We start from the raw sequence: 12,889 nt of genomic DNA on the forward strand, positions 1-12,889 counted from the left end.
GGGCGGTCCGTCGTCGTCGTACGTGGTCGACGGGCTCCAGGTTCGAGAGAAAGAAGCGCCATGAGCGAGCAGCACGCCACTCCGACACCGGACCAGCACGGCTATCCGCCGCCCGCGGCGGCCACCGACCAGATCGACCTGACCGACGCCCCCGCCCCGGCGAAGCCGTTCGAGGGCGTCCCTGACTCGGACTACGTCCGCGACGTCATCAGCGCCCTGCTGCTCCTCGTCTCGCTCCAGCTCGTCTGGAACGGCGAGGGCAACACGGCGTCGGGCATCGCCTGGGTGCTCGCACCGACGCTCCTGTCGGTCGTGTCGCTCGCGCTGCCGTACCTCGCGCGCTTCGGCGCGTTCCCCACATCGTGGACGGTCCACACGACGCGCCGAGCGCGCGTCCTGCTCAACCTGCCGTACGTCCTCGCGGTCGTCGCGCAGGTCGTGATCGATGCTTCCGTGCGTTCGCGCCTCGAGGCGGTCGGCGCCGCTGCCGCGCTCGGTCTCGCGGGTGCGCTGCTCGCGGCGACGCCGCGGGCGAGCGAGCTCGGCCCGGTCGAGCAGGACCGCGCCGTGACGTCGACGTGGTCGCGCGTCGCTGCGCTCCTCGCGGCGCTGTCGGGCGTCGGGCTCCTCGCCTGGCTCGTGCTGTACGTCGTCGAGATGACCTCCCGCACGACGTCGGGCAGCCGCACGGACGTCATCCTCGCCCTCGTCGCGACGGTGCTCGTCGCTCTCGCCCTGCTGATCCCGGTCCTCGCGGCTGCGCTCGGCCGCACGGTCGCGTGGTCGCGCGCGCTCGTCGCGCTCGCCGTGGCGCACCTCCTCGTCCTGTTCGTGACGGACGGTGACCAGGTGAGGTCCGTCGTCGAGACCGTCCACCCGATCCGCGACGTCGCCTTCCTGCCGAGCGGCTTCGGACTCTTCCTGCTGCCCGCGGTCGCGGTGATCGCCGCGAGCCCTGCGGTCCGCCGTCGCACGTCCCAGAACCCTGCCGTCGCCTGGTTCGACTCCGTGCGGGTGACGCTCCTGCTGCAGGCGCTGCTCGCCGTCGTCCTCGCGGTCGCGAGCGTCCTGCAGATCTGGGTCGGCAACGGTCGCGTCGCCGACCTCGTCCCGGCTGCGGTCGTGCTCCTGCTGATCGCTGGCCTCGCCCTCGGGGCCCTGTCGACCGTCGGCCGCAAGAGCCCCGCCGACGCGCGCGGCACGGTGCTCGTGCTCATGGGCGCCTCCCTCGTCACGGGCTGCGTCCTGCTGGGCATGGACGGCGGCCCGCTCAGCGCGTTCCTGCCGTTCCTCGTGATCCGTCTTGCGGTCGCGCTCGTCCTGCCGGCCGCAGTGTTCCTCGCCCTCACCGTCCCGGACCCTGTCCGCGAGTACCTCGCGGCGAACCCGCGCACGCCCCGGCCCGGGGACGGCGCGGCCGCGTACCGCTGGTCCCCGCGCCCGGAGAGGGTGCACGCCTCGCGCCCTGCCCCTGCGCCCGCGCAGCAGTCGTACCCGACGGCCGTGAGCGGCCACGAGGCCGCCTACCCGCCGGCTCCGCAGGCCGCGCAGCCGCCCGCTCAGAGCTCGCCGACGGCACCGGGACTCGCGCCGGACGCGAGCGGCTACGGCATGGTGCCGACCGACGGCGCCTCCCCGGTCCAGCCTGCCGGGGTCGCCTCGGAGCAGGAGACGACGGTCATCCCTGCCGCGACGGACACGGACATCGGGGCCCCCGAGGCGCACGAGATCGTCTCTCCCACCGAGAAGGTCGCGCTGAGCGACCCGATCGACCAGCTGGGCCGCGAGGAGGGTGGCTTCACGTGGGCTCAGGCGGCCGACCCGACGACGCCCGCCGCGACGCTCGCTCAGATCGTCCAGGACGCCCCGAGCCTCAGGGCGGCCGTTGCGTCCAACCCAACGACCTACCCGGCCCTGCTCGAGTGGCTCGCACAGCTGGGCGACCCGGAGGTCGACGCGGCGCTCGCCGCACGGGTGAACTGATCCAAGACCCGACACAGGGGGCGCCTTCCGGGCGCCCCCTGTGGCAGCATGGGCACGCCTGACGAGACGTCGAGCCGGACGCGCGTGTCCGTACGACAGGGGAGAGCACGACATGACCGACCAGATCCAGCAGCAGGCCGCGGACCCGCGGACCCCGGGCGAGACGCTCGCCCGCATCGCCTACGAGCGGCCTGACCTCCGCGCCACGATCGCCGCGAACCCCGCGGCCTACCCGGAGCTGCTGACGTGGCTCGGTGCCTTCAACGACCCGCAGGTGAACGCCGCGATCGCGGCCCGCACGTCCGCTCCCGCGGCCGGTGCGGCGCCGGTGCAGCCCGGCGGCGGGCAGGGCTGGGACCCGAACGCTCAGCAGCCTGCCGCGCAGGCGTGGTCTGCGCCCCAGCCCCAGCCCCAGCCCGGCGCAACAGCCTGGCAGGGACAGCCTGGCGCCTTCGCCGGTGCGGGGGAACCGGGTGTCGTCAGCTACGACTCCGGCGTGCCCGAGCGTCGTTCGCGCCGTGGGCTCGTCGTGGGCGGCGCTGTCGCTGCGGGCGTCCTCGTCCTGGGCGGTGGCGCCTGGGCCGCCAAGACCTTGATCTTCGACAAGATCGGCGGCTCCGAGTCGCCCGAGGCGGCTGTCACCAAGCTTGTCGAGAGCGCCACCGAGAAGGACATCCTCTCGATGTACGGCTCGCTGTCGCCCGCCGAGGTGAGCCACCTCAAGGCGCAGTACGACACGTTCGTCGCGAACGCCGAGGGCAACGACGAGTACCAGTCCGCCCTCGACAGCTACCAGGCGATCCTCGACGCCGTCACGCTCGACGTGACCGGCCTCGAGGTGCGGTCCGAGTCGATCGCGGAGGGCGTCTCGAAGGTCTACCTCGACGCCGGCACGTTCTCCCTCGACGGTGATACCGACAAGATCGCGACCGAGGTCGCGGACCTCTTCCACGAGTTCTCGTCGAGCGCCTTCAGCAGCATGTCCGGAAGCCTCCCGCTCGACATCCCCGACAAGGAGGAGATGAAGGCGGAGGTCAAGGAGGAGCTCGACCAGTCGCTGCCTGCGAAGGGCGACGTCGCGGACATCGAGGGTCAGAAGGCTTACGTCGTCGCGGTCGAGGAGGAGGGCGCCTGGTACGTCAGCCCGTACCTCACGGTCGCCGAGTACGCGCTCGAGAGCTCTGGCGGCACGCGCGGCACCCTCCCGGCGGCCTCGGCCGTCAAGGGCTTCGACTCTCCCGCGGCCGCTGCGTCTGGCCTCGTGGACGCGACGCTCGCGTACGTGAAGGGCGGCAACCCGCAGGACCTCGCGGTCGCGCTCCCGCTCGCCGAGCGTCGTCTCGCGGCGCTGTACCTGCCCAAGCACGACGGCACGGACGTCGCCGGCCTGACGATCGAGAACGGCTTCTCCGAGCGTTCGAAGGACGGCTCGGTCGCCAAGGTCGTGTTCGACGGCTTCAAGCTCACCTACACCGATCAGGGCCAGTCCGCGAACGTCACGCTCAACCCGACCTGCGTCATCCTCGACGTCACGGGCACGGGCAAGGGCGAGGTCTGCGTCGACAAGGCTCCGCTCCTCAAGGAGATGGGCATGCAGGACGCAAGCCTGATCGCCCTCTCCGAGGGTGGCTCGTGGTTCCTCAGCCCCGTCTCGTCGCTCATCGACGCGTCGACCGCCATGGGTAACGCCATGATCAAGCTCCAGAAGGAGGGCAAGCTCGACGACCAGGCCTGGATCGAGGAGCAGAGCGCCGCTCTCATGACCTACCTCCAGGAGCAGCCCGGTTTCGCGATGCTCGGCGCCCTCGGCGGTCTCCCGGGCACGAGCGAGTACCCCTACGAGGATGGCACGGACCTCGGCGACTGGAGCGAGGGCAACGACCTCGACGGCTGGGGCGAGGACTCGACCCTGGGCGACCTCCCGCAGGGTGACGGCACCGACGACATTTTCGGTGAGCTCTCCGACGAGGAGCTGGCCGACCTGTTCGGCGAGAACCTGAGCGAGGAAGAGATCGCCGACATGTTCCAGGGGGCCGGCCAGTAGGGCGGTCTCACGACCTGGCAGTCATCCGTCTCGTGAACGAGACGACGCAGGCGCTGCGCAGAGGGGTACAGTGACACACATGTGCTCGGCTGCGCAGCGCCTGCTGCTCCTTCCCTGCCGCGACGAGGCCTGAAACGGTCGGAACCTCGTCGCGGTGGTCGCGGTGCCGACCGGACGTCTCAGACGCATCGAGCAGCACCAGTACGAAGGACTCAGAGAGATGACCAAGCAGATCTTCCCGGGCGGGCCGCAGACCACCTCGGGGATGCCCGTCCACAAGTACGTCCCGTTCCAGCAGCAGATCACGGTCGCCGTCCCGGACCGCACCTGGCCGGACCGCGTGATCACCCAGGCGCCCCGGTGGTGCGCGGTCGACCTGCGCGACGGCAACCAGGCCCTCATCGAGCCCATGAACCCCGAGCGCAAGCTCAAGATGTTCCAGCTGCTCGTCGCGATGGGCTACAAGGAGATCGAGGTCGGCTTCCCCTCCGCGTCTCAGACGGACTACGACTTCGTCCGGATGCTCATCGAGGAAGACCTGATCCCTGACGACGTGGTCATCCAGGTGCTCACGCAGGCGCGCGAGCACCTCATCGCTCGCACCTACGAAGCGATCGCGGGCGCCAAGCAGGCGATCGTGCACCTGTACAACTCGACGTCGATCCTCCAGCGCGAGGTCGTGTTCCGCCTCGACGAGGACGGCATCATCGATGTCGCCGTCGACGGCGCGAAGCTCTGCAAGAAGTACGAGGACACCGTCCCTGGGACGACCGTCTTCTACGAGTACTCGCCCGAGTCCTACACCGGCACCGAGCTCGAGTTCGCCGCGCGCATCTGCAACGCGGTCATCGAGGTCTTCGAGCCGACGCCCGAGCGCAAGGTGATCATCAACCTCCCCGCGACCGTCGAGATGGCGACGCCCAACGTGTACGCCGACTCGATCGAGTGGATGAACCGCAACCTCGCCCAGCGTGAGAACGTCATCCTGTCGCTGCACCCGCACAACGACCGGGGCACGGCCGTCGCCGCTGCGGAGCTCGGCTACCAGGCCGGTGCCGACCGCATCGAGGGCTGCCTCTTCGGCAACGGCGAGCGCACCGGCAACGTCGACCTCGTCACCCTCGGCATGAACCTGTTCTCGCAGGGCATCGACCCCGAGATCGACTTCTCCGACATCGACGAGATCCGCCGCACCGTCGAGTACTGCAACCAGATCGACGTCCATGAGCGTCACCCCTACGCGGGCGACCTCGTCTTCACCGCGTTCTCGGGCTCGCACCAGGACGCGATCAAGAAGGGCCTCGAGGCTCTCGAGGCGCGCGCCGCAGCCGAGGGACGCACGATCGACGACCTCGTCTGGGCCGTGCCGTACCTGCCGATCGACCCCAAGGACGTCGGCCGCTCCTACGAGGCGGTCATCCGCGTCAACTCGCAGTCGGGCAAGGGCGGCATCGCATACCTGCTCAAGTCCGAGCGCCACCTCGACCTGCCGCGCCGCCTGCAGATCGAGTTCTCCCGCGTCGTCCAGGGTGTGACCGACGGTGAGGGCCGCGAGGTCAGCGGTGACGACATCTGGCAGATCTTCGCCGACGAGTACCTGCCCGCCGAGCCGGGCGGCCCGCTCGAGCCGTGGGGCCGCTTCTCGCTGCGCGGCACCCGTGCCGCGAGCGTCGAGGGCGGCGCCGACACGATCGAGGTCGACCTCGTCGACCGGGGCCGCGAGGTCACCCTCGAGGGGACCGGCAACGGGCCCATCGCGGCGTTCGTCGACGCGCTCACCAAGGTCGATGTCAACGTCAAGGTCCTCGACTACGCCGAGCACGCGCTCTCCGAGGGCGGCGACGCGACGGCCGCCGCCTACGTCGAGTGCGAGGTCGACGACGAGGTCCTCTGGGGCGTCGGCATCGACCCGTCCATCACGACGGCGTCGCTCAAGGCGATCATCTCGGCGATCAACCGCAAGGGTCGCGCCTGACACCAGCACTCGACACCGGCCGGTCCCCGTACGGGGGCCGGCCGGTGTCGTCTGCGCGGAGGGACTGCGAAGGTGCGCGGCGCGCACCGGCTCCTGACCGCGCATGACACAGGGATGGCGGACAATGGTGGGGTGCCCCTGTACCGAGACGAAGCGATCGTCCTGCGCGCCCAGAAGCTGGGCGAGGCGGACCGCATCGTCACGCTCCTGACGCGCGAGCACGGCAAGGTGCGCGCGGTCGGCAAGGGCGTCCGCAGGACGTCGTCGCGCTTCGGTGCGCGCCTCGAGCCGTTCATGTACGTGGATCTCCAGCTCCACGTCGGGCGTTCCCTCGACGTCGTGACGCAGGCTGACACGCTCGGCGCCTTCGCGCGGCCCGTGTGCGAGGACTACGCGCTGTACACCGCGGGCGCCGTCATGCTCGAGACCGCGGACAGGCTCGTGGCCGACGAGCGCGAGCCGTCGCTCCAGCAGTTCTGGCTGCTCGTCGGCGCCGTCCGGTCCCTCGCCGAGCGCCGCCAGGACCCGGGCCTGATCCTCGACTCCTACCTCCTGCGCGCCCTCGCAGTCGGTGGCTGGGCCCCAAGCTTCACCGAGTGCGCGCTGTGCGGCACGCCGGGGCCGCACCACGCGTTCTCGGTCGCGTCGGGCGGGGCCGTGTGCAGCCGCTGCCGCCCGCCCGGCTCGACCGCCCCAGCACCCGAGACGTTCGCGCTGCTCGCTGCGCTCCTCGCGGGCGACTGGGCGAACGCCGTGCGTGCGGAGGAGCGGCACCGCCGTGAGGCGAGCGGCCTCGTCGCCGCCTACAGCCAGTTCCACCTCGAGCGCACGCTCCGGTCCCTGCGCATGGTCGACCGCGACGACCGCGGCCGCCCGACCTCACCGAACGTCCCCGTACACCGACCCGTGGAGGCCCGCTAGATGGCCAGGTCCTCGTCCGCCGGCCCCGCAGGCACGCGCCAGCCGGTCGCGCCGCCCCCGCACCCCTCGGGAGAGGTCGCCCCGTCGATCCCGCCCGAGTTCGTGCCGCAGCACGTCGCCGTCGTCATGGACGGCAACGGCCGGTGGGCCAACGCGCGCGGGCTGCCGCGCACGGCCGGCCACGCAGCGGGCGAGGCCGCGCTCCTCGACGTCGTCGCGGGCGCGATCGACATCGGCGTCAAGCACGTGTCGGCGTACGCGTTCTCGACCGAGAACTGGAAGCGCTCGCCCGAGGAGGTGCGCTTCCTCATGGGCTTCTCGCGCGACGTCCTGCGCCGTCAGCGCGACACGCTCGACGAGTGGGGCGTCCGGGTGCGCTGGGCGGGCCGCCGGCCGCGGCTCTGGCGCTCGGTCATCGCGGAGCTGGAGGAGGCGGAGCGCCGCACCCGCGGCAACGGCGTCTGCACGCTGACGATGTGCGTCAACTACGGCGGACGGGCGGAGATCGCGGACGCGGCGAGGGCGATCGGCCGCGAGGTCGCGGCCGGGAGGCTGGACCCCGAGCGCATCACGGAGCGCACCGTGCAGCGGTTCCTCGACGAGCCCGACCTTCCCGACGTCGACCTGTTCCTGCGCAGCTCTGGTGAGCAGCGCACGTCGAACTTCATGCTGTGGCAGTCGGCGTACGCCGAGCTCGTGTTCTTCCCCGAGCCGTGGCCCGACTTCGACCGACGCACGCTCTGGCGCGCCGTCGAGGAGTATGCGCGTCGCGACCGGCGCTACGGCGGCGCGGTCGACGCGCCCGTCGCCCCGGCCTGAGCAGCGCGTCGCCGCGCACGCCGCCTGACGACGTGCACGGCGATCGCCGTGACGAGGGCGACCAGTGCGGCGAGTCCCCAGAGCGAGCCCGCGAACGCTGCGAGCAGCGAGGTCCACGCGGCCCACCCGATCGTCGCGTAGACGACGCCATGGGCCATGGAGCCGACGAGCATCGCCGGCAGGTAGCGGGCGAAGGGCATGCGGGTCACGCCGGCCGCAGTGTTCACGACGGTCTTGGTGCCGGGGAGCAGGTAGCTCGCGGGGACGATCGCGACGCCCCACCGGTGGATCGCCGCGATGCCACGCTCGGTGCCCCCGCCCTCGATCCACGAACGCAAGCGCGGGAAGCGGGTGGGGCGGACGTCGGCCGTCTGCGTGAGCGCGCGGGTCGCGATGCTGCGCGCGATCCAGTAGAACGCCTGGTTGCGGACGAACGCGATGCCGCCGAACGTCACGAACAGCACCCAGAAGGGGCTCGTGTGCGCGTCTGGCAGGAGCCCGGTCGTGACGTCGGCGGGGAGGATCATGCCTGGACGCAGGTCTCGCAGGTCCCGAACAGCTCGATCGTGTGCTCGATGTCGCGGAAGCCGTGGTTCTCGCCCACGAGCGCGGCCCATGCCTCGACGGTCGGGCCGTCGATCTCGACCGTGCGGCCGCACGAGCGGCACACGAGGTGGTGGTGGTGCTCGCGCCGCGCGCAGCGGCGGAAGAGGTTCTCGCCGTCGGCCGTGCGCAGGACGTCGACGTCCTCGCTCTCGGCGAGCGCCTGCAGGGCCCGGTAGACGGTCGCGAGGCCGATGCTCTCGCCGCGCGCGCCGAGCGCGTCGTGGAGCTGTTGGGCCGAGCGGAACTCGTCGGTCTGGCCGAGGGTGTCCCAGATGGCGGCGCGCTGCCGCGTCATACGTCTCACGGTGCCTCCAGGATGACGTCGGACGTGACGTCCGGGTGCGGGTCGTGGTGCCCGCGCGTGCGCGCGAGCAGCGGGGTGACGACGGCGACGACGGCGTACACGGCGATCGCGAGGACGACGATCATCGCGCCGGGCGACACGGCGACCCAGTAGGTCAGCGACAGCCCGACGACGCAGATGACGACGCCCGTCATGATCGCGAGCCGCATCGTCCAGACGAACGACTTCGTCACGAGCTGCGCGATCGCGACGGGCACGATCATGAGCGCGGAGACGAGCAGGAGCCCGACGACCCGCATCGCGACGGTCACGGTCAGCGCGGACATCACGGCGATCGCGATGTTGAGGAAGCGCACCGGCAGGCCGGACGCCCGCGCGAACTCCTCGTCCTGCGAGACGGCGAACAGCGCGGTGCGCAGCCCGATGCCCAGGCCGAGGACGACGAGGGCGAGGACGGCGGTCAGGACGAGGTCCGTCGTCGTGACGACGGAGATCGAGCCGAACAGATAGGCCATGAGGTTCGAGCTCTGGCCGCCCGCCAGCTCGATGATGAGCACGCCACCCGCGATGCCGCCGTAGAACAGCAGGGCGAGCGCGACGTCGCCGCTCGTGCGACCGCGCTCCCGCACGACCTCGATGCCGACCGCGCCGAGGACCGCGGTGACGACGGCACCGGGGATCGCGAGGGCGTCCTGCGGGACGAGCCCCATCGCGGCGCCGACGAGCCACCCGAGGGCGACGCCCGTCAGGGCGACGTGACCGATCCCGTCGCCGAGGAGCGACAGCTTGCGCTGGACGAGGTACGTCCCCATGACGGGGGCCACGATGCCGACGAGCAGCGCCGCGAGGAGCGCGCGCTGCATGAGCGGCGTCTGGAGCATCTCGACGATCCCCACGTCAGGCTCCTTCGCTGAAGAGGTGCTCGGGCAGGACGGGCGGCAGGGAGCGGGGCTCCGGGTCGCCGTGCACGTGCACGTGGTCGTGGTCCGCGGCGTCGTGGCCGTGCGCGGCACGCGGTGGTGCGCCGTCGTGCACCACGCGACCGTGCCGCAGCACGACGGCGCGGGAGATCAGGTCGGCGAGCTCGCCGAGCTCGTGGAGCACGACGACGATCGTGCGGCCGCTCGCGACGAGGCGCCGCAGCGTCGCGGCGAGCGCCTCCTGCGACGGGTGGTCGACGCCCGCGACGGGCTCGTCGAGGATGAGCAGATCGGGGTCGCGCACGAGCGCGCGGGCGATCAGCACGCGCTGCTGCTGGCCGCCGGAGAGCTCTGTGACTGCCTGGTCGCGCCGGTGGGAGAGCCGCACCTCGGTGAGGGCCGCGTCGACGCGCGCGCGCCAGTCGCGCGGCTTGCGCAAGGAGCGGGACGTCAGGAGGCCCGACGCGACGATCTCGGCGACGGTCGCGGGGACGCCCGCGGACGCGCCGACCCGCTGGGGGACGTAGCCGATGCGGTCCCACGGCACGGCCGGCCCGAGCGGTGCGCCGAGGATCTCGACGCTGCCCTCCGTGACGGGCACGGCGCGCACGAGGGAGCGCACGAGCGTCGACTTGCCCGAGCCGTTGGTGCCGAGCACCGCGACGACCTTGCCACGTTCCACGCGCAGGTCGATTCCGTGCAGGATCTGGGATCCCTCGAGCCGTACGCCGAGGCCGCGGACGTCGAGCGCGGGGGTGGTGGTCTCAGTCGTGTCAGGCACAGCCGAGCGCCTCCTTCAGGGCAGCGAGGTTCGCCGTCATCGCGGCGAGGTAGTCGGCGTCGGCGGCGAGCTGGGCGTCGGTGCGGGACTCGAGCGGGTCGAGCACCGCGGTCTCGATGCCCAGGTCGTCGGCGAGGACCTTCGCGACTTTGGCGGTCGTGGCGGACTCGGAGAACACGGTGCGCACGCCAGCCTCCTCGATGACCTTGGAGACCTCGCGCAGGCGGGCGGGGGAGGGCTCGGTCTCGGGGTCGAGCCCGGAGATGCCGATCTGCTCGAGGTCGTACCGGTGAGCGAGGTAGCCGAACGCCTCGTGCGTCGTGACGAAGGTGCGGCTGTCGCAGCTCGCGAGGCCGGTCGTGAACGCGTCGTCGAGCTCCGCGAGGGTGGCGACGAGCGCCGCGGCTCGCTCGCGGTAGCCCGCGGCGTCGTCGGGATCGGCGGTCGCGAACGTCTCGCCGACCTCGGTCGCGAGCCCGGCGAGGAGGGTCGGGTCGAGCCAGAAGTGCGGATCGAGGCCGCCGTGGTCGTGACCGTCGTGCGACTCGTCCGCGTGGTCGTCGTGCTCCTCGCCCTCGTGCTCCGCGTGGGCGTCGAGGTCCGCGAAGCGTGCGGCGTCGAGCGTGGCCTTCGGCGAGCCGTCGGCGACGGCCTGGTCGACGGCGGCCTGGAAGCCGGACTGGTAGATGACGACGTCGGCCTTGGCGACCGTGCGCAGGGTCGCGGGCGAGAGCTCGAGGTTGTGCGGTTCGCCGCCGGGAGGCGTCAGGTTGGCGACGCTGACCGCGGGACCTCCGACCTGCTCGGCGACGAACTGCAGCGGGTAGAACGAGGCGAGCACGTCGAGAGCGGCGTCCGGTTCGCTCGAGCCTGTCGAGCAGGCTGCCGTCCCGAGCGCGAGGGCGGTGGCTGCGGCGGCGGTCAGGAGGGTGCGGGCGCGGGAGGTCACGTCCCACATTCTCGACGGTAATGAGAACCATTGTCAAAATGGTGGGGGTCTGTGCAGGTAGCCTGGGACCTTGCAACCGCCCCGCAAGCCATGCGCGGGCGTCGACCATGTCAACGGAGTGATTTCAGTGGCCGCACCGTCCAAGCGTCTCGACGCAGTCGTCTCCCTCGCCAAGCGCAGGGGCTTCGTCTTCCAGTCTGGTGAGATCTACGGCGGCTCCCGCTCCGCCTGGGACTACGGGCCCCTCGGAGCCGAGCTCAAGGAGAACATCAAGCGCCAGTGGTGGCAGTCGATGGTCCGCGGACGCGACGACGTCGTCGGCATCGACTCCTCCGTCATCCTCCCCAAGAAGGTCTGGGAGGCCTCGGGCCACGTCGCCGTCTTCACCGACCCGCTCGTCGAGTGCACGAGCTGCCACAAGCGCTACCGCGCGGACCACCTCCTCGAGGAGTTCGAGGAGAAGAAGGGCCGCGCCCCCGAGAACGGCCTCGCCGACGTCGTCTGCGCCGCCTGTGGCACCAAGGGCGCCTGGACCGAGCCCCAGAACTTCTCGGGCCTCCTGAAGACCTACCTGGGCCCCGTCGACAACGAGGAGGGGCTGCACTACCTGCGCCCCGAGACTGCCCAGGGCATCTTCGTGAACTTCGCCAACGTCCAGGGCGCCTCGCGCAAGAAGCCCCCGTTCGGCATCGGCCAGATCGGCAAGTCCTTCCGCAACGAGATCACGCCGGGGAACTTTATCTTCCGCACGCGCGAGTTCGAGCAGATGGAGATGGAGTTCTTCGTCGAGCCCGGCACGGACGAGGAGTGGCACCAGACGTGGATCGACACGCGCATGGCGTGGTACGTCGACCTCGGCATCTCGCCCGAGAACCTGCGTCTGTACGAGCACCCGAAGGAGAAGCTCTCCCACTACTCCAAGCGAACGGTCGACATCGAGTACCGCTTCGGCTTCACCGGCAGCGAGTGGGGCGAGCTCGAGGGCATCGCGAACCGCACCGACTTCGACCTCAAGACCCACTCGGAGATCTCGGGCAAGGACCTGTCGTACTTCGACCAGGCCAAGAACGAGCGCTACTACCCGTACGTGATCGAGCCCGCCGCGGGCCTGACGCGCTCGCTCATGGCGTTCCTCGTCGAGGCGTACGCCGAGGACGAGGCCCCGAACGCGAAGGGCGGCGTGGACGTCCGCACGGTCCTTCGCCTCGACCCGCGCCTCGCGCCGGTCAAGGCCGCCGTCCTGCCGCTGTCGCGCAACGAGCAGCTCTCGCCGAAGGCTCGTGACCTCGCCGCGCAGCTGCGCAAGACGTGGAACATCGACTTCGACGACGCCGGCGCGATCGGTCGTCGTTACCGTCGCCAGGACGAGATCGGCACGCCCTTCTGCATCACCGTCGACTTCGACACGCTCGAGGACCACGCTGTGACGATCCGTCACCGCGACACGATGGAGCAGGAGCGCGTCGCGCTCGACCAGGTCGAGGGCTACCTCGCGGCTCGCCTGATCGGCGCCTGACGCCGTCCAGCAGCGCTCTCACCGGAGGCCGGCAGCGACGCTGCCGGCCTCCGGCGTCGTCTCCGGGCGAG

The 12,889-nt window shown here is 71.2% G+C and carries 11 protein-coding genes; 6 read left to right on the forward strand and 5 right to left on the reverse strand.

Annotated features, from left to right (window positions below):
- Positions 1-60 precede the first annotated feature (60 nt).
- The 5 genes from ATL41_RS00220 to ATL41_RS00240 all read left to right on the forward strand — a co-directional run bounded on the left by ATL41_RS00220 (position 61) and on the right by ATL41_RS00240 (position 7,742).
- Positions 61-1,983, forward strand: coding sequence for a DUF7937 domain-containing protein (locus ATL41_RS00220; RefSeq protein WP_098456678.1), 1,923 nt, complete (start codon positions 61-63; stop codon positions 1,981-1,983).
- Positions 1,984-2,095: 112 nt separating this feature from the next.
- Positions 2,096-4,027, forward strand: coding sequence for a variant leucine-rich repeat-containing protein (locus tag ATL41_RS00225; protein WP_098456679.1), 1,932 nt, complete (start codon positions 2,096-2,098; stop codon positions 4,025-4,027).
- Between the two features lie 220 nt (positions 4,028-4,247).
- Positions 4,248-6,002 (forward strand): 2-isopropylmalate synthase, encoded by a 1,755-nt coding sequence (gene leuA, locus ATL41_RS00230; protein ID WP_098458828.1) that lies wholly within the window; start codon positions 4,248-4,250, stop codon positions 6,000-6,002.
- Positions 6,003-6,134: 132 nt separating this feature from the next.
- A complete protein-coding gene (gene recO, locus ATL41_RS00235; protein ID WP_098456680.1) occupies positions 6,135-6,923 on the forward strand; it encodes a DNA repair protein RecO in 789 nt (262 codons plus the stop codon).
- A complete protein-coding gene (locus ATL41_RS00240) occupies positions 6,924-7,742 on the forward strand; it encodes an isoprenyl transferase (RefSeq protein ID WP_098456681.1) in 819 nt (272 codons plus the stop codon).
- Here ATL41_RS00240 and ATL41_RS00245 read toward each other — a convergent pair.
- Genes ATL41_RS00245 through ATL41_RS00265 form a run of 5 tightly spaced genes read right to left on the reverse strand, consistent with a single transcriptional unit; the run spans position 7,703 to position 11,302 of the window.
- Complete coding sequence (locus ATL41_RS00245) at positions 7,703-8,269, reverse strand: DedA family protein (protein ID WP_098456682.1); 567 nt, start codon at positions 8,267-8,269, stop codon at positions 7,703-7,705. The genes ATL41_RS00240 and ATL41_RS00245 overlap by 40 nt on opposite strands.
- A complete protein-coding gene (locus ATL41_RS00250; RefSeq protein WP_098456683.1) occupies positions 8,266-8,643 on the reverse strand; it encodes a Fur family transcriptional regulator in 378 nt (125 codons plus the stop codon). Before ATL41_RS00250 ends, ATL41_RS00245 begins: the two co-directional genes overlap by 4 nt.
- Positions 8,644-8,648: 5 nt before the next feature.
- A complete protein-coding gene (locus tag ATL41_RS00255; protein WP_098458829.1) occupies positions 8,649-9,533 on the reverse strand; it encodes a metal ABC transporter permease in 885 nt (294 codons plus the stop codon).
- A gap of 16 nt (positions 9,534-9,549) precedes the next feature.
- Positions 9,550-10,353: a metal ABC transporter ATP-binding protein gene (locus ATL41_RS00260; RefSeq protein WP_098456684.1), complete on the reverse strand. Its 804-nt coding sequence runs from the start codon at positions 10,351-10,353 to the stop codon at positions 9,550-9,552.
- Complete coding sequence (locus tag ATL41_RS00265; RefSeq protein WP_245854516.1) at positions 10,346-11,302, reverse strand: metal ABC transporter substrate-binding protein; 957 nt, start codon at positions 11,300-11,302, stop codon at positions 10,346-10,348. Before ATL41_RS00265 ends, ATL41_RS00260 begins: the two co-directional genes overlap by 8 nt.
- Before the next feature lie 127 nt (positions 11,303-11,429).
- On the opposite strand from ATL41_RS00265, the gene ATL41_RS00270 reads away from it, so the two are divergent.
- Positions 11,430-12,818, forward strand: a complete 1,389-nt coding sequence (locus ATL41_RS00270) for a glycine--tRNA ligase (protein ID WP_098456686.1) — start codon at positions 11,430-11,432, stop codon at positions 12,816-12,818.
- The last annotated feature ends 71 nt before the right edge of the window (positions 12,819-12,889 follow it).

It is taken from the genome of Flavimobilis soli, assembly GCF_002564025.1.
GTDB lineage: Bacteria > Actinomycetota > Actinomycetes > Actinomycetales > Cellulomonadaceae > Flavimobilis > Flavimobilis soli.